Source organism: Rothia sp. L_38, from assembly GCF_050689125.1.
In the GTDB taxonomy this organism is placed as follows: Bacteria; Actinomycetota; Actinomycetes; order Actinomycetales; family Micrococcaceae; genus Rothia.
In genome coordinates, this window is record NZ_JBOEQD010000001.1 from 166,732 (window position 1) to 185,933 (window position 19,202).

Annotated in this window: 20 protein-coding genes and 1 riboswitch; of the genes, 12 read left to right on the top strand and 8 right to left on the bottom strand. The window is 54.0% G+C overall.

Translation table 11 applies throughout. The features are described 5' to 3' along the window. Positions 1–707: 707 nt before the first annotated feature. The 4 genes from ACRCJM_RS00750 (at position 708) to ACRCJM_RS00765 (ending at position 3,898) form a co-directional block, all read left to right on the top strand. Positions 708–1,166, top strand: a complete 459-nt coding sequence (locus tag ACRCJM_RS00750; protein WP_237236145.1) for a hypothetical protein — start codon at positions 708–710, stop codon at positions 1,164–1,166. Between the two features lie 123 nt (positions 1,167–1,289). Then, the gene (locus tag ACRCJM_RS00755) at positions 1,290–1,646 is read left to right on the top strand and encodes a zinc ribbon domain-containing protein YjdM (RefSeq protein WP_423817624.1); all 357 of its coding nucleotides are present in this window, start codon (positions 1,290–1,292) and stop codon (positions 1,644–1,646) included. 24 nt (positions 1,647–1,670) lie between these two features. Then, positions 1,671–3,047: an MFS transporter gene (locus ACRCJM_RS00760; protein ID WP_431463411.1), complete on the top strand. Its 1,377-nt coding sequence runs from the start codon at positions 1,671–1,673 to the stop codon at positions 3,045–3,047. Positions 3,048–3,211: 164 nt separating this feature from the next. Continuing rightward, positions 3,212–3,898, top strand: coding sequence for a hypothetical protein (locus ACRCJM_RS00765; RefSeq protein WP_431463412.1), 687 nt, complete (start codon positions 3,212–3,214; stop codon positions 3,896–3,898). 78 nt (positions 3,899–3,976) lie between these two features. On the opposite strand, the gene ACRCJM_RS00770 is transcribed toward ACRCJM_RS00765, so the two are convergent. The 3 genes from ACRCJM_RS00770 to ACRCJM_RS00780 all read right to left on the bottom strand — a co-directional run bounded on the left by ACRCJM_RS00770 (position 3,977) and on the right by ACRCJM_RS00780 (position 7,789). Beyond that, entirely contained in the window at positions 3,977–4,681 is a 705-nt protein-coding gene (locus ACRCJM_RS00770; protein ID WP_431463413.1) for a TetR/AcrR family transcriptional regulator, read from the bottom strand. After that, a complete protein-coding gene (locus ACRCJM_RS00775; protein WP_431463414.1) occupies positions 4,674–5,324 on the bottom strand; it encodes a TetR/AcrR family transcriptional regulator in 651 nt (216 codons plus the stop codon). Before ACRCJM_RS00775 ends, ACRCJM_RS00770 begins: the two co-directional genes overlap by 8 nt. A gap of 101 nt (positions 5,325–5,425) precedes the next feature. Beyond that, a complete protein-coding gene (locus ACRCJM_RS00780) occupies positions 5,426–7,789 on the bottom strand; it encodes an ATP-binding cassette domain-containing protein (RefSeq protein ID WP_431463415.1) in 2,364 nt (787 codons plus the stop codon). 130 nt (positions 7,790–7,919) lie between these two features. On the opposite strand from ACRCJM_RS00780, the gene tpx reads away from it, so the two are divergent. Then, positions 7,920–8,414 carry a thiol peroxidase gene (tpx, locus tag ACRCJM_RS00785; RefSeq protein WP_431463416.1) on the top strand — a complete coding sequence of 165 codons (495 nt, stop codon included), beginning with the start codon at positions 7,920–7,922 and terminating at the stop codon, positions 8,412–8,414. Positions 8,415–8,751: 337 nt separating this feature from the next. On the opposite strand, the gene ACRCJM_RS00790 is transcribed toward tpx, so the two are convergent. Continuing rightward, positions 8,752–9,078 carry a branched-chain amino acid transporter permease gene (locus ACRCJM_RS00790; RefSeq protein ID WP_431463417.1) on the bottom strand — a complete coding sequence of 109 codons (327 nt, stop codon included), beginning with the start codon at positions 9,076–9,078 and terminating at the stop codon, positions 8,752–8,754. Continuing rightward, complete coding sequence (locus ACRCJM_RS00795; RefSeq protein ID WP_431463418.1) at positions 9,071–9,904, bottom strand: AzlC family ABC transporter permease; 834 nt, start codon at positions 9,902–9,904, stop codon at positions 9,071–9,073. Before ACRCJM_RS00795 ends, ACRCJM_RS00790 begins: the two co-directional genes overlap by 8 nt. A 134-nt stretch (positions 9,905–10,038) precedes the next feature. On the opposite strand from ACRCJM_RS00795, the gene ACRCJM_RS00800 reads away from it, so the two are divergent. From ACRCJM_RS00800 to ACRCJM_RS00830, 7 genes are all read left to right on the top strand, one after another. Then, a complete protein-coding gene (locus ACRCJM_RS00800; RefSeq protein ID WP_237237612.1) occupies positions 10,039–10,494 on the top strand; it encodes an OsmC family protein in 456 nt (151 codons plus the stop codon). Positions 10,495–10,608: 114 nt separating this feature from the next. Next, positions 10,609–12,087, top strand: a complete 1,479-nt coding sequence (locus ACRCJM_RS00805) for an amino acid permease (RefSeq protein WP_431463419.1) — start codon at positions 10,609–10,611, stop codon at positions 12,085–12,087. 155 nt (positions 12,088–12,242) lie between these two features. After that, positions 12,243–12,863, top strand: a complete 621-nt coding sequence (locus tag ACRCJM_RS00810; RefSeq protein WP_421084868.1) for a thymidine kinase — start codon at positions 12,243–12,245, stop codon at positions 12,861–12,863. A gap of 47 nt (positions 12,864–12,910) precedes the next feature. Further along, positions 12,911–13,026: riboswitch (SAM riboswitch) on the top strand. A gap of 15 nt (positions 13,027–13,041) precedes the next feature. Beyond that, complete coding sequence (locus tag ACRCJM_RS00815) at positions 13,042–13,497, top strand: hypothetical protein (RefSeq protein WP_431463420.1); 456 nt, start codon at positions 13,042–13,044, stop codon at positions 13,495–13,497. Positions 13,498–13,630: 133 nt separating this feature from the next. Beyond that, on the top strand, positions 13,631–14,218 hold the full coding sequence (locus tag ACRCJM_RS00820; RefSeq protein ID WP_431463421.1) for an NADPH-dependent F420 reductase: 588 nt from the start codon (positions 13,631–13,633) through the stop codon (positions 14,216–14,218). 229 nt (positions 14,219–14,447) lie between these two features. Then, positions 14,448–15,410: a DNA cytosine methyltransferase gene (locus ACRCJM_RS00825; RefSeq protein ID WP_431463422.1), complete on the top strand. Its 963-nt coding sequence runs from the start codon at positions 14,448–14,450 to the stop codon at positions 15,408–15,410. Beyond that, a complete protein-coding gene (locus ACRCJM_RS00830) occupies positions 15,391–16,254 on the top strand; it encodes an NgoMIV family type II restriction endonuclease (RefSeq protein ID WP_431463423.1) in 864 nt (287 codons plus the stop codon). Before ACRCJM_RS00825 ends, ACRCJM_RS00830 begins: the two co-directional genes overlap by 20 nt. A 603-nt stretch (positions 16,255–16,857) precedes the next feature. Here the strand turns inward: ACRCJM_RS00830 and ACRCJM_RS00835 are convergent. The 3 genes from ACRCJM_RS00835 to ACRCJM_RS00845 all read right to left on the bottom strand — a co-directional run bounded on the left by ACRCJM_RS00835 (position 16,858) and on the right by ACRCJM_RS00845 (position 19,173). After that, positions 16,858–18,078 (bottom strand): reverse transcriptase domain-containing protein, encoded by a 1,221-nt coding sequence (locus tag ACRCJM_RS00835; protein ID WP_431463424.1) that lies wholly within the window; start codon positions 18,076–18,078, stop codon positions 16,858–16,860. Next, the gene (locus ACRCJM_RS00840) at positions 18,050–18,415 is read right to left on the bottom strand and encodes a hypothetical protein (RefSeq protein ID WP_431463425.1); all 366 of its coding nucleotides are present in this window, start codon (positions 18,413–18,415) and stop codon (positions 18,050–18,052) included. The genes ACRCJM_RS00835 and ACRCJM_RS00840 overlap by 29 nt, the downstream gene beginning before the upstream one ends. Positions 18,416–18,621: 206 nt before the next feature. Then, positions 18,622–19,173, bottom strand: a complete 552-nt coding sequence (locus ACRCJM_RS00845; RefSeq protein ID WP_431463426.1) for an SLATT domain-containing protein — start codon at positions 19,171–19,173, stop codon at positions 18,622–18,624. Positions 19,174–19,202 lie beyond the last annotated feature (29 nt).

Consider the following 19,202-nt stretch of genomic DNA (forward strand, 5'->3'; position numbering starts at 1 on the left):
CTGATGGCCGGTTGCTCCCTGGAAGGAGCTACCGGCCACTTTTTATAGAAAAGAAAAGCCCTATCTTTTCTCAGAAGCGGATAGGTAAACTGTGGGTATGAGCACTAGAAATCTAAGCATAGAAAGCCTAGAGCACAGGTCTTTACTTCAGACCCACTGGCAGTCATTCACGGAGCTGCTGGAACGATACGGTGCCTATAACCCGCAGCTTTTCGGGTCGGTCGCCCGGGGGCACTGCTGGCCCGGAGAGCGACTTAGATATTCTGGTAGAAATGGATCCAGCTGATGGTAACGTCTTGATGCGGGCAGCTGGTCTTATGGAGGAAACCCGTAACCTTTTGGGCACTCAGCGGGTCGATATTTTTCCTCTTCAGCTCCTTAAAAATCAAGTATCCCAGCAGGCCCTGGCCGAGGCAGTACCTCTATGGCAAGACTAGTGAGCCAGCACATTGATGATATCTATAAAACACTGCCTAGAAAGCCTAGAAGTTCTTGAGCAGGACGGCGACGTGGTGGAGTTCCGCTTCAACGTTTAGCCTCCTTAGAGAAGTGCCATTGGAAAAGTGCAAGTGCCCCGCGAAAAGTGCGGGGCACTTGCACTTTTTCGATGGCGTCTTAGGTGCGTGTGCGGTGTGTCGTCTACCGCTCATAAGTATGCTTTTGGCACAATAGTGGATACCAAGCTACCTGATGAAAGAAGGTTTATCATGAAAGCACGTCTAGCGTTCATCGCCGGTGCAGGTATCGGTTACGTGCTGGGTGCTCGCGCAGGCCGCGGCCAGTACGAAAAGATCAAGACCCAGGCTGCCAACGTCTGGAACGACCCCAAGGTGCAGAACGGCATCAAGACCGCCGAAGAAACCATCAAGGAACAGGCACCCGTCGTCGCCGAAAAGGCCAAGGAAGCAGCTGCGGCAGGTGCCGAAAAGGCTAAAGAAGCTGCCGCCGCAGGCACCGAGAAAGCCAAGGAAAAGGCTGAAGAGGTCAAGGACGCCCGCGCCGAAGCTAAGGCCGAGAAGCAGGTAGAAAAGGCAGAAGCTAAGGCCGAAAAGGAAGCCGAGAAGGCCGATAAGAAGGCCCAGAAGCTGGCCGACGAGGCCCCTGCCGATGTTGTCTCAGACCCCGCTACCGACATGAACGACGAAGGCCCCGTACCCACCAAGTAAGGCCCCCCTACGTTTAGCCCCAGAACCTTCCGCTCTTCGACGCCCCGAAGAGCGGGAGGTTTTGTGCTTCTATCTGGGATAATGGGGAGCGACCTAGACACCACCTAACTTTTGGAGACCCCCATGTCTGATGCCCCCGCACCCGCCTGCCCTGCCTGCTCTGAAGAATATTCCTACCAGCAGGGAGACCTCTGGGTCTGCCCCATGTGTGGACATGAATGGGCAGAAGGCGAAGACTCCGCAGCAGAAGAAACCGGTTCCAAGGTCCTGGACTCTGTGGGCAACGAGCTGGTGGACGGCGATTCTGTCACCATCACTAAGGGCCTCAAGGTCAAGGGGGGTGCCGATATCAAGGCTGGCACCAAGGTGCGCGGTATCCGCCTGCTCGAAAGCCCCGTCAACGGCCACGATATTGAAGCTAAGGTTCCCGGCGCAGGCCAGATGTACCTGAAGTCCTCCGTGGTCAAGAAGAGCAACTAACCCCCTGAAAGCAGTGGCCCACTTATGAAATGGCTAGTGTGGGCGGTGGCTATCGCCGCCTACGTCTTCTCAATTATCAACCGCAGCTCCTTCTCAGCGCTGGGGGCCACTGCCCAAACCCACTTTGGGGTTGAAGCTACAGCTATTTCCCTCTTCATCATGCTGCAGCTGGTGGTCTACGCCAGCTGGCAGGTACCGGTGGGTGCCCTGCTCGATCGTAAGGGGGCGCCGGTGCTGATTGCCGGTGGCCTGACCCTCATGACGGCTGGCCAGTTTCTCCTGGCCCAGAGCGAGACCGTTCCCCTAGCCCTGCTGGCGCGTGTGCTGGTGGGTAGCGGGGATGCCTGTATCTTCGTCAGCTTGATTCGCCTAATCTCAGACTGGTTTACCCCTAAACAAATCCCGGTAGTCAACCAAATTAGCGCCAATATGGGCCAGATGGGTCAGCTGGTTGCCGTCACACCCCTGGTCACCCTGGTGGGTGCCCTGGGCTGGCAGGGCGGCTTTACTGTTCTCGCCGCTATCGGTTCCTGCCTTCTGATCCTGGCCCTATTCACGCTCAGGCCGGCTCCCGGCAGGGCTACCGTGGCCCAGGGGCTGGGCCGCCGGGCCCGGCGCGGACGGGGGAGCGCGTCCGCCCGGCGTCCGCTCCCTGACCAGGAAGAAGCCAACCGGGCCCGCGCCGACCACCCCTACCCCGTCACAGACTCTCTACCTGTGCTACCCCCAGCAGGAAACCCAGGGTTTGCGGCCTCTATCAGGCAGGTGCTGGCCTACCCCGGTGTGCGCCTGGCCTTTTGGGTGCACTACGTGACGGCCTCCATGATTTTCTCTATCATGCTGCTGTGGGGCATGCCCTTCCTGACAGGGGGCCTGGGCTATAGCCGGGCCCTGGCTTCGGGCATCGTCAGCACAGTGGTAGCCTCCATCGTCATTGCCGGGTTCTTCACCGGCTCGATTCTCTCCCGCTTTTCTCCCTACCGGGTGCATATTGCGGTGGGTAGCAGCCTGCTCAACCTCAGCCTGTGGTCCCTCATCTTCTTCTGGCCCGGAATTGCCCCCACCGTCCTGGTGTACGCTGCGGCTATTACTCTGGGCATCAACGGCCCGGTATCCATGGCAGCTTTTGAGGTGGTGCGTTCGCACGTGCCTCAGCACCAGCGGGGCCTGGCCACAGGCATCGCCAATATGGGTGGCTTCGTAGGGGCCCTCACCACCGTGTTCCTGATCGGCCTGATTCTTGACAGTCTCGGCGCCGGTACCCCCGACACCTATACCCTTGAGGCCTTCCGCTGGGCCATGGCCAGCCACATCCCGGTGATTCTGCTGGGTATTCTCATGATTGCCCTGCTCTACCCCAAGGCCAAGCGGGCGCTGGCAGGCCGGGCACAGGCGTCCTAGTTTCTCAGGGGCGGACGCCCGCCGCCCCTCCCCAGCAGGCAGGCAGCAAACACACGGGGAGGGCTGCGGTATCTTGCCCACATTTTCCCGTTTTCACTGGGCAGGTGCTACTGCGGTCTTTAGAATTAAAAGCCGCACACCACGCCTTAACCTGTGAAGGAAACATGACCAGAAAATCAGTCGTCCTGTTCACTAGCCTTGCCCTGCTGGCCCTCACTGCCTGCCAGCAGGAAGAAGTGATTACCCGCGTTGACCCGCAGACCGCTTCAGCAAGCGCCAGCTCAGCCTCACCCAGCCCTACCCCCGAGGCCACTTCCGTTACACCTAGCCCTGAGCCTACTCCTGAACCGACCAGTGTAGAGCCCACGACCGAAGAACCGACCCCAGAACCGACTCCCGAAGACCCCTTCCCCGGTACTGTCTTCGCTGAGAATGGCGTGACCTTCTTTGTGCCCCAGGACTACGTGCAGGACGCCGCCCCCTCCCAGGCAGAGATTTTCACCTACCAGTTCACCCATTACCGCAGCACCGATGACGCTGCGGGGCGCTTTATGGTAGGCACCCCCTACAACGATGAGCAGGGGCGGAGCGCCGAGGAGATGGAAAAGGAAACCGTTGCCCGTCTTACCCCGGCCTGGTCTATCAACGAGACCGTTGAGACTATCAACTACACCCGCGAGGACGGCGTGCGGGTAATTCGCTCCGAGGTGCGTTTTGCCTCAGGCAATAACCCAGGCTACATCTTCACCCTTGATAACGGGCACGAGCTCATGCACGCGGCCATCTTGGTTGACGACACTAACCCTGATTTTCTGAAGAAAATTGAGGATTCCATCGGCTTCGCCTGGTAAACAGGTGCGGCGCATCAACCACAAGAGAAGCGGGCAAGACCATAGAGTCCTGCCCGCTTTTTGCTAACGCTGCTAGCTTTATGGGGTATCTGTTGTGTCTTCTTCTACTTCTGCGGGGGTGTGCAGCTCACCAACGCCCTCCGATAGAGCAACGAACTCGTCAATATCTTCTTGGGTCGCATAGGGCACGGGGTGTACCAAGAGCTCGTTGATGCTGGAGCGGAAGATATAGCTCAGGTTAACCGGGTCCGAGCCCTTGCCGCCGATGATGGCCTTGGTTGTTAGGCCATAGCTGAGCATGGTTAGCTGATTAGCCTGCACCTTGAGATCGGTGCCAGTCTTAATCTGCCCCGCTTGATCGAGCTGCACCAGCATGTCGTAAAAGAGGGTGCGGATGCGTTCGAGGCTGGTTACCGAAATTGATTTGATTTCGGGGGTAGAGCGTAGCTCGGCAACCATACCCAGTGTAATGCGGGAGACCGCACGGGAGCGGGGAGTGAGCGGAATGAAGTGCTCAAGTATCTTCACAGAATTGAGCACATCCTGGCCTTGCACCGACACAGCTCGCATACTGGCCTCGGTTTCCAGGCCGATAAGTTCTAGGGCGTAGGTCACTAGCTCAACGCGGCTATCAAAGGAGTGCCGCAGCGAACCGGTGGAAATACCAGCCTCAGCAGCCACATTGCGAATAGTGATGGCACTGACGCCTCGTTCGTTCAGGAGCTTCCAAACAGCCTGCGAAATAACTTTCTTACGTTCAGCGTGGTCAATGAGCTTAGGCACTGAAGAACTCCTGACTGAAGTAGTCGAGATCCTGCTCTTCGGGGTAGGTGAAGATTCCCAGCAGCGTCTCAAAATGGGTGAGCATGGGGGCCATGAGCTCCTCGTCGCTGGCTTCCCCATCGGTCAGCAGGTAGAGACAGTTGATACCCCACAGCAGGACTACCAGCTTTTCAACCTCAAGGTCGATATCGATATCGTCCCGCACAAAGCCCTGGGCCCGTAGCTGGCTGAGCAGGAAGCCGTAGGCATAGAGGAAGTCCTTTTCGTGGGACTGCAAAACCTTGGCAATGCCGGGAATCGTTGAGGCATCGGCGAGCATGCCCGCAACCACGGTGATGAAGAGCTTGCCGTCCTCCGAGACAGGGGAGAGCTCGGTGAAAATCTCTTCGAGACTGTAAATCAGTTCGTAGTTGAAGGTGCGGCTGGTAAGGCTACGGATGAAGCGCTTACCCACGAAGTCGAGAGAGAACCGCATCATTTCTTCATTGGAGGGGAATACATGGCGCAGGGAGCCTGTGGAGATGCCGGCTTCGGCAGCTACGGTACGCACTGAGACCCCGCGGACGCCTTCGCGGGACAGTACCGCCCAGACAGCTTGGGCGATTTCTTGTTTGCGTTCTTCGTGGTTAATGAGTTTAGGCACGTTTTAACTTTAGATGGTGGTGTGTTTACTGATGCTAGGCCCAGTCTTATTTCGTTAGGATAACGAGAATATGACATGGCGAAGGGAGGGGGGAGGGACTGCTAGGACGCCAGGTAGGCAGCCAGGTGCTCCCCGGTGAGGGTGCCTGCGGCAGCAAGCTGGGCGGGAGTTCCCTCAAAGACGATTGTACCGCCATCGTGACCTGCTGCTGGGCCTACATCGATAATGTGGTCAGAGTGGGCGATAACGGCCTGATGGTGCTCAATGCAGAGCACCGTTGTACCGGCATCGACCAGTTGATCCAGGAGGCCGAGGAACTGCTGTATATCGGCCAGGTGCAGGCCCGTGGTGGGCTCGTCGAAGATGTAGATTCCACCGGGTTCTGCCATATGGGTGGCGAGCTTGATACGCTGGCGCTCACCGCCTGAGAGGGTAGAGAGGGGCTGCCCCAGGGTGATGTAGCCCAGGCCCACATCGACCAGGCGCTGCAAGATTTTCGTTGCGGCGGCCAGCTTGGTCTCCTTGGCGCTAAAGAGGGCGAGGGCATCGGCTGCGGAGAGGGCCAGAACGTCGCTGATGTTCTTATCGCCCAGACGATATTCGAGCACGCCGGGGGAGAAACGCTTACCTTCGCAGGCTTCACAGATAGCGGTGGACTTTTCCATAAATCCCAGCTGGGTTTCCAGCACGCCGGTGCCCTTACATTCGGGGCAGGCTCCCTCGGAGTTTGCCGAGAAGAGGGCGGGCTTGACTCCGTTGGCCTTGGCGAAGGCCTTGCGGATAGGTTCGAGCAGGCCGGTGTAGGTGGCCGGGTTAGACCGGCGTGACCCCTTAATAGGTGCCTGGTCAATGTAGATGATGTGCTCTTCACCGCCGACCTGCTGTTCCAGCAGCTCGGTGATCAGGGAGGACTTACCGGAACCTGCCACACCGGTAAAGGTGGTCAGGACGCCGGTGGGCACGGCGACGGAAACATTTTTGAGGTTGTTGCGGGTTGCGTCCGTAACCTGCAGGGCCCCGGTAGCGGGGCGGACGGCGTCCTTAAGCCCCTGCCGGTCGTAGAAGTGACGGGAGGTGACGGTATCAGCCTGCTTGAGCCCTTCGAAGGCTCCGGCGTAGACCACGGTGCCACCAGCCGAACCGGCAGTCGGGCCCATATCGATGATGTGGTCGGCAATGGCGATGGTTTCGGGCTTGTGCTCAACGACCAATACGGTGTTGCCGCGGTCGCGCAGGCGCAGCAGCAGCTCGTTCATCTTGGTGACATCGTGGGGGTGAAGACCCGCGGTGGGCTCATCGAAAACGTAGGTGACGTCGGTGAGCGGGGACCCTAAGTGACGCACCATCTTGGCGCGCTGGGCCTCACCACCTGAGAGCGAGGAGGCAGAGCGGGAAAGGGCAATGTAGCCCAGGCCGATAGTGACCATAGAGTCCAGCAAGTGCTCCAGCGCAGCGAGTAGGGGAGCGACCTCGGGGATGTCCTGCTCACGCACCCAGGTGAGCAGGTCGGTAACCTGCATGTCGCAGAGCTCAGCAATGTTTACTCCGCTGACCTTGGAGGCCAGGGCAGCCTGGGAGAGGCGGGTGCCGCCGCAGTCAGGGCAGGGGACAAAAGTGACCGCCCGGTCAACAAAGGCGCGAATATGAGCCTGCATGCCCTCCTTATCCTTGGAGAGCATAGACTTCTCAATGCGGGGCACCAGACCCTCATAGGTCATGTTGATGCCCGCAATTTTCATCTTGGTGGGCTCTTTATACAGGAAATCGGCACGCTGTTCGTCGGTAAAGTCCTTGACCGGAATATCGGTGGGGTAGAGACCCGACTCCTTGTAGAGGCGGGCGGACCAGCCACTGGTGGAGAAACCGGGAACCTTGAAGAAGCCCTCGTCCTCCATAGTCAGGTTCTCATCAAAGAGCTCAGCCAGGTCAATCTGGCTGGTACGGCCCAGACCCTCACAGCGGTTGCACATACCGCCGGTACGGGAGAAAGTAACGTGTTCGGCCTTGCCATCGCCCACCTTGCGTGCCCCGGTGCCCTGCACGGTTGCCTGATTGAAAGAAAAAGCGGTGGGGGAGCCTAGATTCGGGGAGCCCACACGGGCAAAGAGCATACGGAGCATGGGCAGGGCATCAGTTGCGGTACCCACCGTCGAGCGGGGGTTAGCCCCCAGACGCTCCTGATCGACGATAATAGCGCTGGTCAGCCCCTCAATCGCATCGACATCGGGCCGGTCCTGATGCGGCATAAAGCCCTGCACAAAAGCCGAGTAGGTTTCGTTAATCAGACGCTGCGATTCAGCTGCCACCACGCCGAAAGCCAAGGACGACTTACCCGACCCCGACACCCCGGTAAAAACCGTCAGACGACGCTTAGGAATCTCAACCGACACATTCTTGAGATTGTTATTGCGGGCACCGGTAATACGAATAGCCTGATGGGAATCAGCGGGATGGGTTGCAGACACGAAATCTCCCTAAAGTGCGAAGGATAGCTGCATATCAGTCTAGCGAACCGCGCACCCCTGACTAGAACGGCGGTTCCCCGCACAGCGCAACACCTTGCACCACCCCGGTTGCCTACGCCACAATACAACTATGGCTACTACACATCTAGAAGGCAACGACGTACAGACCGTAGGCGACCTGCCCGCCGTAGGTTCCACAGCACCCGCATTCACCCTGGTGAACACCGACCTCGACACCGTCACCTCAGACTCATTCGAGGGCAAGAACCTGGTCCTCAACATCTTCCCCTCCGTCGACACCGGCGTCTGCGCCGCGTCCGTCCGTAAATTCAATGAAGAAGCATCCAAGCTGGAGAACACCACCGTCGTGTGCGTCTCCAAGGACCTGCCCTTCGCCCTGAGCCGCTTTTGCGGTGCCGAAGGAATTGAGAACGTTGTATCAGCGTCCGCCTTCCGCGACTCCTTCGGCGAAGACTACGGCATCACCATGACCGACGGCCCCCTGGCCGGCCTGCTGGCCCGCTCCGTTGTGGTCATCAATGCCGCCGGTGAGGTCATCTACACCCAGCTGGTCGACGAAATCACCACCGAGCCCGACTACGAAGCCGCGCTCGCAGCACTCTAAAACCAATATCACTTACGCGGTGGGTATATCCCTTCCGCCTGCTGACCCTCTCCCAGCTCGCGCTGGGGCGCTCGCTGGGATTCATGCCAGCCCCAAGCCAGCAGGCTTCCAGGGATATACCCACCGCTGTGTGTTTGTTGGGTGCCGGTGGGGGGGTAGGGGCGGGCATATCATAAGCCGATTGGATGGGGCTGGCGTGAATCGCACGCGATGAGCGCCAAGATTCCGAGCGCGCGAGGAAAAATAATCTTGGTGCGAATCTGGTGAGCCTGCGAGCCAGTCAGCGAGCCTGCGAGAGGGTCGATCGGCGAGGATATGCCCGCCCTTACCTCTTTCCCTACAGCACCCAGTTAGCGAGCACCACGCAGGTTGCTGTACCTACGATGAGGGAGAGTGCCAGGTTCTTCCGCCACAGGTGGGTAGCAACCGTTACCACCGCTCCAACGAGGTAGGGCAGGGCCGTCTCGCGGGAAGAGTAGTCGATTTCTGCCAGCACGTAGAAGCCCAGGCAGATGATGGCTCCCATGGGCAGCCAGGCTGCAAGGTTGGCGACCAGGGCTGATCCCTTGAGCGCGGACTTCACCCCAAAGGGAATCAGTCGCAGGGCAAAGGTGATGCCGGCTGCCAGGAAGATAGCTGAGAGAATGTAGCCGGTGCTAGGCATGCGGGGCCTCCTGACGTGAAACACCCTGACGCTGGGTGGTCAGGTGGCGGATGATGAGTAGGGCTACCAGGGTCAGCAGGGAAACCAGCAGCATGGAATGCGGGGCAAGGACGATGGCCGTCAGCGAAGAGATAACCGCGAGTGAGGCAGTTACCCGGTCTTTGACCGCCCGGTAGGCGTCCATGGAGAGCACGATGAACATGCCCGTCATGACGAAATCCACGCCTTCAAGGTTAGAAAGAAAGGTTGCGCCCAGAATGACGCCCAGGGTGGAGCCGCCCCACCAGGAGAGCCAGAGCACCACCGAGACCGTCATGATGCGGGAGCTACGAAAATTCTGCGAGCCGGGAGCGGTGTTGAGGGCGTAGGCTTCGTCGCAGAGCATATACACAGCCAGGGCCTTGGCCAGATTTCCTTTGACGTTCTGCAGGGGGTAGGAGATGCCGTAGACCAGGTGGCGGGCATTCATCAGAAGGGTGGTTGAGGCGACCAGGGCAAGCGGGGCAGAAGAGGCAATAAGACCCACCAGCAAGAACTCCACCGAACCGGCAAAGACAATAGCAGAAAGGGCAGGGGCCACCCACCAGGGCAGCCCCACCGAGGCAACCAGCACACCCAGACCCATGCCCATAACAACAAAACCCAGGCAGAGCACGCCCGCTACACGCAGGCCCTCCCTAAAGCCGCTTTCGCCGGGCAACTGGTGGACATGCTCACCCGTAACGGGGGCGGACGCCGCCGCCCCGCTGGCGGGGCCCGGCAGGTTGGCGGGGGTAGAAGGCGCTGAGAGCTGACCTGTATCTGGGCTGGTGTGGTGCATAGCCATAAGTTTAGATAAAACTAGAGGAACTCCAATTTTCTGATCAGCATGTAACTGTTTGCCTCCTCAGAAATAAAACCCGTGCTGGCGCCGTTACCCGGGTACCGGCGTCCGCCCCCATCCCATAGTAAGGAAGAACCATGACCGACAAGACCACCCGCACCGAAGATCCTAACTACCGCGCCGTCACCGTTGAGCGCGTCGCCTCCCGCCACTACCGCGCCACCAACGCCAAGGGCGACACCCTCGACTTCGGCCAGGGTGAAGGCCTGCTCACCCCGGTTGAACTGCTCCTAGCCGCAATCGCAGGCTGCTCCGCCATCGACGTCGATGTGGTCACCGGCCGCAAATCAGAACCCGAAACCTTCACCGTGCACTCATCTGGCCTGCGCAAGGTCGACGAGAACAAGGCCGTGAGCCTCGACGATATCGAAGTCAGCTTCAACGTGCGCTTCCCCGCTACCGAAGAAGGCGAAAAAGCCCGCTCCATGGTCGACCGCCTGATCAAACTCTCCGCCGAAAAAGACTGCACCGTCTCCCGCACCGTCGAACACGGCGCGTCCGTCACCTTCATCAACGAAGATAAGCAGAGCTAAATCACGCTGCCCGCCCGGGGGTGCAGGGCGCTCGCGGTGGTAATCTAAAGTTTGTCTTATGCCCCCTAAGCAAAACTGTTGGGGGCTCATTACCACCGAAAGTAGCAGCACACTATGTCTACTGAAGCGCAGTCTGCACCCACCGGGCAGACCAAAGAAGAGCTCAAGCGCGGCCTAGCCAGCCGCCACCTCTCCATGATCGCCATCGGCGGCGCCATCGGCACCGGCCTCTTTGTTGCCTCTGGCTCCACCATCGCTGAAGCCGGCCCCGGCGGCGCCCTGCTGGCCTACGCCCTGATTGGCATCATGGTGTTGCTCCTCATGCAGTCCCTGGGCGAAATGGCAGCAAACCTGCCCGTCGCAGGCTCCTTCCAGACCTTCGCCTCCCGCTACGTCTCAGACTCCTTCGGCTTCGCCATGGGCTGGAACTACTGGTTCAACTGGGCCATTACCGTGGCTGCTGAGCTGGTGGCCGCCGGCGTCATTATGTCCTACTGGCTCCCCGACGTCCCCGGCTGGATCTGGGCAGGAACCTTCCTGGCCATCATCCTGGGTATCAATGTGCTTTCGGCCCGCTCCTACGGCGAATCAGAGTTCTGGCTGGCTACCATCAAGGTGGTCACCGTTATCGTCTTCCTGATTGCCGGCGTCGCCATGATTTTCGGCATCCTGGGCAACCACGACAACGGTTTCGCTAACTGGACCGACGGCGAAGCACCCTTCAAGGGTGGCTTCCTCTCTATCCTGGCTATCTTCATGGTCGCCGGTTTCTCCTTCCAGGGCACCGAAATGATCGGTGTTGCCGCTGGTGAATCTGAGAACCCCCGCCGCGACGTTCCCCGCGCCCTCAAGAGCGTTTTCTGGCGCATTATGCTCTTCTACATCGGTGCTATCGCTATCATCGGTACCCTGATTCCCTACACCAGCCCCAACCTGCTGCGGGCGGACGCCACCGACATCGCCTACTCACCTTTCACCATGGTCTTTGAGAACCTGGGAGTTGCTTTTGCTGCTTCGGTGATGAACGCCGTCATTCTGACCGCGATTCTCTCTGCCGGTAACTCGGGCCTCTACGTTTCGTCCCGTATGCTCTACGCCCTGGCGCTGGAGGGGCGTGCTCCCAAGATTTTTGCCCGCGTGAACTCCCGCGGCATTCCCATGCCCGCCCTGCTCATGACCGCCGCTATCGGCCTCTTCGGCTTCGTCTCTGCCGTAGTGGGCGAGGGCTCTGCCTACACCTGGCTGATTAACATCTCTGGCCTGTCGGGCTTCATCACCTGGGTGGGTGTGGCGATCTGCCACTACCGCTTCCGCCGCGCTTACGTCGCCCAGGGTAATGATGTGAACGACCTGCCCTACAAGGCTCCTCTCTTCCCGATTGGCCCCATCGTGGCGCTGCTGATGTGCCTGCTGGTGATTGCCGGCCAGAACTACAACGCTATTTTTGCTGGCCACTGGTTTGAGGTTGTCTCGGCCTACATCGGCCTGCCCATCATTATTGGTGTCTGGCTGGTGCACAAGCTGGTAACCGGCTCAAAGACTATTCCGCTCAAGGACGTGGACGTCTCAGGCCTTGAGGTCTCAGGCAAGTAAGTTCCTGTGAGAGAAAGGGGAGGGCACCGGGTTTTCCGGAGCCCTCCCTTTTTCATAGGGTAGGACGCCTGTGAGCGGGGGAGTGGGCCGGGCTAGAATGGTGTGGTTTGGTTTTGTTTTCTGCGTAAGTGTTCTGGGTTGAAAGGTGTGGCCGCGTGGCTAAGCTCTATTTCCGTTTTGGCGCCATGAATTCGGGTAAGTCGACTGCGCTGTTGCAGGCTGCCCATAACTATGAGGAGCGTGGCCAGCGGGTGCTGCTGGCCAAGCCGCAGGTGGACACCAAGGGCGATACTGAGATCGTGTCCCGCCTGGGGGTGACCCGTCAGGCTGATTTTTTGGTGGGTGCTGAGGATTCGGTACGCGATCTCTTCCACGCTGCTGCTGAGCCTAATGCTGATGACGACCGTATGCACTGGCATCTGCCCGTCTCCTGCCTGCTGGTGGATGAGGCCCAGTTTTTGACCGCTGAGCAGGTGGATGATCTCATGCGGATTGCGGTGGAAGAGAACGTGCCGGTGATGTGCTACGGCATTCGTACAGACTTTAGAACGCGGGCCTTCCCCGGCTCTGCCCGCCTGCTGGAGATTGCCCACACGCTGGAAGAGCTCAAGACTATTTGTCGGTGCGGACGGAAGGCGCTCTTTAACGGCCGTACTGTTGATGGAAAGTTTGTTTTTGCCGGTGACCAGGTGGCCATTGACGGTGTGCATGTGGGCTACGAGTCCCTCTGCCCCACCTGCTACCTGGAGGAATCGGGCGGCAAGCTCTACCAATAGCAGCCCTCTTGCACGTGTGGATTTTTTCCTGCTAAAGTAATCATCACGATTCAGAAGCCCAACGCAAAGCCCTTTGACTTGTTGGCTGGCAACCGCCTGACGCAGACGGTGCCCTCAAAGGAAAATCGGTCACCCGCCAAAAGGCCCGGTGAAAGCGCGATTATTTAGGAGGCCCACTGTGGTTTCATTTTTTCCTTTTTCAAAGTCTTCAGCTTCAGCAAAAGCTACTTCAGGCTCTGCTCACACCGATCAGCGGAAGAACGTGCCGCTTAGCCAGCGGTGCACCCTACATTCAGCTGGGCACGGAATTGTCCCGGCAATTGGTATCAATGCGTCGAACATGACCTGGCAGGAAGCTACGATTATTGCCGTGCGGGGTACGCGCGTGCAACTGAAAATCGACGGGCAAAGCCGGTATTTCTGGAACCATGATTCGACTCGTCTTTTTGAGTTTCTTAGCGCGACGGACGGCCAGGTGCGTAGCGCATCGGGGGAGAGAAAGGACGCGGGTGCCCCTGTTCTTCTATGGAATGAGGAGCACAAGCTACTCGGGCTGCGAGAGGGCAAGATCTTTTCTTTAAGCCATCTTTCACCGGAACCCTTGACTGTTTGCGTTACCGCTGAAAATCGCTAACCGAGACTATAGATAAGGGGTCGGCTACAGACTAGATCTGTAGCCGATCTTTTTATTCAAGCCTCAGATAAAATCCATCGTTAGACTGGTAAACCCAAGGAATAAATTTTCTTTAGAAAATATTGTGGTAGGTATGAAGGTTTCTATTCTTGGCGCCGGTAAGCTCGGCACAGCTCTTGCCCGTCTCTCTGTTGCTGCTGGCCATGAGACGCTGATTTATGCCAGGCCAAAGCCACTGCTAGATATTATTTTGAGTTCTCTTGTGCCAGAAGCCCAGCTAGTGGATTTTGAGAGCGCACTGAAAGCTGACATCGTCATTGTGGCTCTGCCCCGAACTGCTCTTCCCAATTTTGATTTTTCTGCTGCTCATGGGCTTGTAGTGGACGCGACCAATCCATGGGAATCTGCTGGGACGGCTGGAACTGAATTTGAGCTGCCCGGGGTGCAGGTGCCTGTTGTCCGAACGCTTAACCATATTGCCTATGATGATTTGACTTCTGACAGCCGGGTTTTGAACCCTCATGCTCTACCGCGTGCTGTTGCAGTGATTGACGCGGGGCAGGGGGATAAGGCACTGGAGACCGCTTGTGAGCTGGTTAGCTCTTTGGGGTTTGACGTGGTTCTTATGCCTGAAAGTGCAGCCCACCTTTTTGAGCCGGACAGCCCCGCCTTCGGAGCTTTTCTAACGAAAGAGCAGATGGAGGAACTGCGCAGTAAATAATTCTAAAGAAGTTGCTGGCAGGTATGTTTACGCTTCTAACTGTTGTGCAGTGAATACTTTCAGCCTGAGGTACAAAGCTCATGAGTATTATGGCTGATTTAGCTCGTGAACGTCATAGACTAATAGAGTTGGCAGAGAGGGTTCCCAGCTCTCGTGAGCACATGTATAGTAGTTAATAAATTCGAATATATATTCGAAAATTGTGATGAGTTGATGGGGAGACGCACGCATGCTGACTTCAGTTGAGATTTGCGCCGGTGCTGGTGGCCAGGCGCTTGGCCTTGAAATGGCTGGGTTTGAGCATCTAGCAGCCGTTGAGATTGACCCAGACGCCTGCAATACTCTTCGAGCTAACCGCCCAGAGTGGAATGTAGTTGAGGCTGATCTCAATGACTGGGATCCTTCCCCCTATAAAGGCGTTGATCTCTTTGCAGGTGGTGTCCCGTGTCCTCCTTTTAGCGTGGCTGGAAAACAGCTGGGTGCTGACGACGAGCGTGACCTTTTTCCCCGAGCCCTTGAAATTATTGAGACTCTTGAGCCTAAAGCTGTCATGCTTGAGAACGTTAAGGGCCTGCTGTCAAAGCGTTTTGCTGATTATCGAAATGAAATTATCAAGGCTATGGGCGAACTCGGCTATATCGTCGATTGGCGGCTGATTAACTCTTCTGATTACGGTGTACCCCAGCTACGTCCCCGCAGCATTTTGGTTGCTACTCATAAAGATTTAGATGGTTGTTTTGTCTGGCCTGAGCAACGCCCTGATGATGCCCCCACGGTAGGGGATACCCTTGTGGACTTGATGGCTTCTAAGGGCTGGGAGGGCGCGGACGCCTGGGCTCAGGGAGCGCAGAAGATTGCGCCTACTCTGGTGGGGGGATCCAAGAAACACGGTGGGCCCGATTTGGGGCCGACACGTGCGAAGCAGGCTTGGGCTGATATGGGAGTGAACGGGAAATCGATTGCTGAGGACGCCCCGGAGCCAGGATTCGCTGATATGCCCAGATTGACTGTGCGTATGGCCGCGCGTATTCAAGGGTTCCCTGATGAGTGGCAGATTACTGGTCGGAAGACCGCTGCATACCGCCAGGTGGGGAATGCTTTTCCTCCTCCGGTTTCATACGCGATTGGCTCTGAAATCGCAAATCTCTTGAACCAGAATATTGAGGTGAAGAATGGTAGCGTCGCTGCATAAACTTCGACAGGAGTACCATCAAGAGCTCATTGACCTAGGTGTCTTGGCTGTAACTGCGAGTGGGGTGGCTTCGAATGCTGACAGCTCACAGAAGACGAGCAAAGCTATTGCTTTGTCTATTGCTGAACAACTTGGAGTGACTCCTGGTGGCGAAAAGCTAGCCGGTCAAACAGCTGGGCATGCCTTTGAAGCTGCAACAACTCGGTTTCTGAGTAAAGCATTGGCTGAGTTTAACCATTTGGTACCACCGGGCACAGCCATTGAGCATGTGGTGAAGCGTGGGCATGGCTTTTATCTGGCAGAGTTTGTGCCTTACTTGCATTTGAAGCAGCTTGCGGGTGCTGTGGAATCAGACCCCACCTTGTCTACGGTTTTGGGGAATTCATATGATATTAGCCCTGATGTGATTATGACTCGGGCACCCCAGCCTGATGCGTACTTCAATGGTAACGCTTCTCGCGTTGATGGTTCAGTTGCGAGACTGACGCCTCGCCGTCTTATCAATAATGAAGCAAGATTTGTTGAGGCAATTATTAGTTGTAAGTGGACTTTGCGTAGTGACCGGGCCCAGAATGCCCGTTCTGAGGCCCTTAATATAATCCGTAATCGTAAGGGCCGCACTCCGCATATTGTGGTGGTAACTGGAGAACCGACTCCTTCTCGGCTAGCTTCTCTAGCGTTGGGCACAGGTGATATCGATATCGTGTATCATTTTGCTTTACCTGAGTTACAGAAAGCAGTGGTGTCCGCTGGTAATGATGAGGCAGAGAGCATGCTGAATATTCTTATTCAGGGAAACCGCCTTCGTGATATTGCTGATTTAGTTTTGGATATTGCAGATTAGTCCTTATTTAATACAATTTCACTAGTCGTTACATTCGTATTTTATTAGTCTATATTGCGGATATAATCTTTTGGTCGCAATTGCCCAAGCTTTATCTGTATTACTTGAAGAGCGCTGGGGTGGAAAAGAAGAACGTCCGGTAATATGCTACGGCATTCGTATGGGCTTTAGGACGTGGGCTTTCCCTGGCTCTGCCCGACTGTTGGGGATTACCTATACCCTGGAATAGCTTAAGACCATTTGCTGGTGTGGCCGAAAGACCCTTTTTAACAGCCGCTGATGGCCGGTTTGTGTTTACATGAGGACCAGATAGCTATTAATGGCGTGCATGTGGTTCATGAGTCGTTCTGCCCCCCTGTTACCTGGATGAGTACAGCAGAAGCCTTTGCCAAAAGCTTCATTTTTGTATGAAACCTTTATCTGTTTCTCAAAATAGAATTTGATAAAAATAATTTTCTGTCAGATGCATTTAAGAAATAATGATTAAATTTCAATTTAATTCACAAATTTCAAAATTTTATTTATCTCAATTAAAATAGATGAATAGGTGCCTATCAAAATGGTGACTACTCCTAAACACCTTAAGAGTACGATTTTCACTGTTCAGTATTTATTAATAGTTATTCTTAACTCATTTTCTAGACAGAGAACGGAGCTTCCAAAGTTTGTAACTGACTTCCTTGTAAGGTTGAAATATGTTTCCATACTGGGGATTGTGATGTCCACTGGCTGACTGCTCTTATTTGAGTGGATTATCATTGTTTTATTTAATTCACTAACTCCCTTTACGTTCCAAATCTTAGGAACTTTATCTTTAGGTAGATTATAGTAATTCATTAAAATTTTACTTCTTTTTTTAAGGGCAATTAAAATTGACAGTCGTACCCATTCATCTAGCTCACGAACTTGTGTACTATCCGTACAGGCGGCATAGTAGGCAATAAATCCTGTAAGGTTGCTTTCATAGACTTTACCTGTCTTATCAAATCTTCGAACTTTTGCTGGTGGAACAGACCCGTAGAACATCTTACGTAACGCCCAAATCAGCGAAATATAATCTTTATCTTTTGGTTCACTTGGTGATAAATCTACTCTATTGTTGAATTTATATTGTTGTAATTTGGTTGGGGTGCTTATTTGGTCAAGTAGATGGAAATTTATTATCCTTAATATTTTATTTTTGATATTTTGAACAGATTTTTTTGAAATGCGGGTATCTCCGAGCGAAATTTGGTGACTAAGAAACTCAATGTGATCAGTTGAGGTAAATTCTGATTTTAAATCACTGATTTTTGTTAATATCCTGACACCAAAACTTTTATTTGGATTTAGATTCACGCGACTGTTTACAGACCACATAAAAATATTTTGAATCGCAGAATTAAGATCAGAGTACGATTCAGTCCAAATCAATACATCATCAGAGAATCTTACGAAAGATATTCCAATTCTTTCAAACTCTCTATCTAGCTCAGATAGTGCAATATTTGCAAGAAACAGGCTTATCGCAGTGCCTTGAGGAATTCCCTTGTCACTTGGCATTATAGACAGAAATGATTTTATCAAATTTATTTCTGTCTCTGTAACATGGTATTTTCCGCTGTATAGTATGTTTAAAATGTATTCATGGTCGATGGAATCAAAATATTTTGAGAAATCGTACTCTGCGATATAAATTCTACTTTTTGTAGAAAACTCCTCTGTGATATATTTTATAGCATCGTATGTGGATCTATCGTTTCGATAAGCATACGATCTATTGCTGAAGTAGGGGAGGTTCTTTCTCAAAAGGTTTTTAAAAAAAAAGGAGCGATACTGCCTCATCTACAATTCCAAAAATTGAAATCTCTCTCGAGCCGCCGCTCTTTTTTATGGGTATTTTTTCAGGGGGGTGTGGCTTGTATGAGTTGTTTGTAATATTTTCTGATATTTTTTGTGCAAGGAATTTTTTGTTTTTCAGGGCAATCGATGGGTTATATATATTACTTTCCCAATAAGCTGGTTGGTGAAAATCTAAGGAAAGAGGGTCCTGGTACGTCATCTGAGAAATTTTGTTTTTATTATATTCAAATTTTATTCTCCTAGATTCTTGCCTCGTTGCTCTTCTCTGAGCAACTTTGGAAATATATCTATCTAAGGATTCCTCAAGCGATTCAGGCATTGTCAAACTTTCAGGTCAAATATGAAAGGTGGGAGGTGGGTGAGCTGATCAGGCGCCCACCTCCCGTGATCCCAGCTCACGCAAGTGTCAAAAAAAATGAGCTACAACTAAATCAAGCTGTGGCGATTGCTACTTATTGCAAGTTTGTAGCAATAGTTAACTCGCATATAGCTGGTCTCGCAACACCAACTAGGTGCCGTTTAATATCATACCAGTAGCGCTATTGAAGCCGCAATAGTGATGATGAACAAAGTAATGGGGTAGGAGTCTAGGAGCCAGCAGAAAATACTCCTTATGAAAATTGGTATTTTAGATTCTTTGCTATTTTTATAATCACGTTTTGCATGGTTTTCTGCATTTAGAAGATTTCTTTGATATTTTTCTATTTCTTCACACAGCTTTTTATTTGTTAAATTAGGCTCTTGCTGCAACAGTCTGAGGTATTCAAAATTCTGAGAAGAAATTTGTGCTTCTAGATATGAATTTCTCATATCTTCTATTCTTTTGGGGAACTTCATGGTTGGAACTATTAAGCTGCAAACAAGATTGAGTATAGATATTATTATTAGTAGTGTACTGATTTGATTTATGTTTGATTTATTGAGAATGGCTATGGAAACGGCGATTGTTGTAAATGACGAGGATATTAGAGCTATATTCCAGCAAATATTTTGTCGTTTAAGTCTTTCGTAGGCTTCGAGGCGTGATTTATATGTTGAGTATGATCTTTTTTCATATTTTTCTATTAGTTCTTCCATCGTTTAATAAGACCGTTCCTTGGCAGAAA

Excerpts from the sequence above, each read along its gene's own strand:
- ACRCJM_RS00845 (WP_431463426.1), bottom strand. The coding sequence starts at position 19,173 with ATGGAAGAACTAATAGAAAAATATGAAAAAAGATCATACTCAACATAT.
- ACRCJM_RS00790 (WP_431463417.1), bottom strand. The coding sequence starts at position 9,078 with ATGCCTAGCACCGGCTACATTCTCTCAGCTATCTTCCTGGCAGCCGGC.
- tpx (WP_431463416.1), top strand. The coding sequence starts at position 7,920 with ATGGCTACTACACATCTAGAAGGCAACGACGTACAGACCGTAGGCGAC.
- ACRCJM_RS00805 (WP_431463419.1), top strand. The coding sequence starts at position 10,609 with ATGTCTACTGAAGCGCAGTCTGCACCCACCGGGCAGACCAAAGAAGAG.
- ACRCJM_RS00800 (WP_237237612.1), top strand. The coding sequence starts at position 10,039 with ATGACCGACAAGACCACCCGCACCGAAGATCCTAACTACCGCGCCGTC.
- ACRCJM_RS00795 (WP_431463418.1), bottom strand. The coding sequence starts at position 9,904 with ATGGCTATGCACCACACCAGCCCAGATACAGGTCAGCTCTCAGCGCCT.
- ACRCJM_RS00755 (WP_423817624.1), top strand. The coding sequence starts at position 1,290 with ATGTCTGATGCCCCCGCACCCGCCTGCCCTGCCTGCTCTGAAGAATAT.
- ACRCJM_RS00820 (WP_431463421.1), top strand. The coding sequence starts at position 13,631 with ATGAAGGTTTCTATTCTTGGCGCCGGTAAGCTCGGCACAGCTCTTGCC.
- ACRCJM_RS00760 (WP_431463411.1), top strand. The coding sequence starts at position 1,671 with ATGAAATGGCTAGTGTGGGCGGTGGCTATCGCCGCCTACGTCTTCTCA.
- ACRCJM_RS00840 (WP_431463425.1), bottom strand. The coding sequence starts at position 18,415 with ATGCCTGAATCGCTTGAGGAATCCTTAGATAGATATATTTCCAAAGTT.
- ACRCJM_RS00830 (WP_431463423.1), top strand. The coding sequence starts at position 15,391 with ATGGTAGCGTCGCTGCATAAACTTCGACAGGAGTACCATCAAGAGCTC.
- ACRCJM_RS00825 (WP_431463422.1), top strand. The coding sequence starts at position 14,448 with ATGCTGACTTCAGTTGAGATTTGCGCCGGTGCTGGTGGCCAGGCGCTT.
- ACRCJM_RS00750 (WP_237236145.1), top strand. The coding sequence starts at position 708 with ATGAAAGCACGTCTAGCGTTCATCGCCGGTGCAGGTATCGGTTACGTG.
- ACRCJM_RS00765 (WP_431463412.1), top strand. The coding sequence starts at position 3,212 with ATGACCAGAAAATCAGTCGTCCTGTTCACTAGCCTTGCCCTGCTGGCC.
- ACRCJM_RS00835 (WP_431463424.1), bottom strand. The coding sequence starts at position 18,078 with ATGAGGCAGTATCGCTCCTTTTTTTTTAAAAACCTTTTGAGAAAGAAC.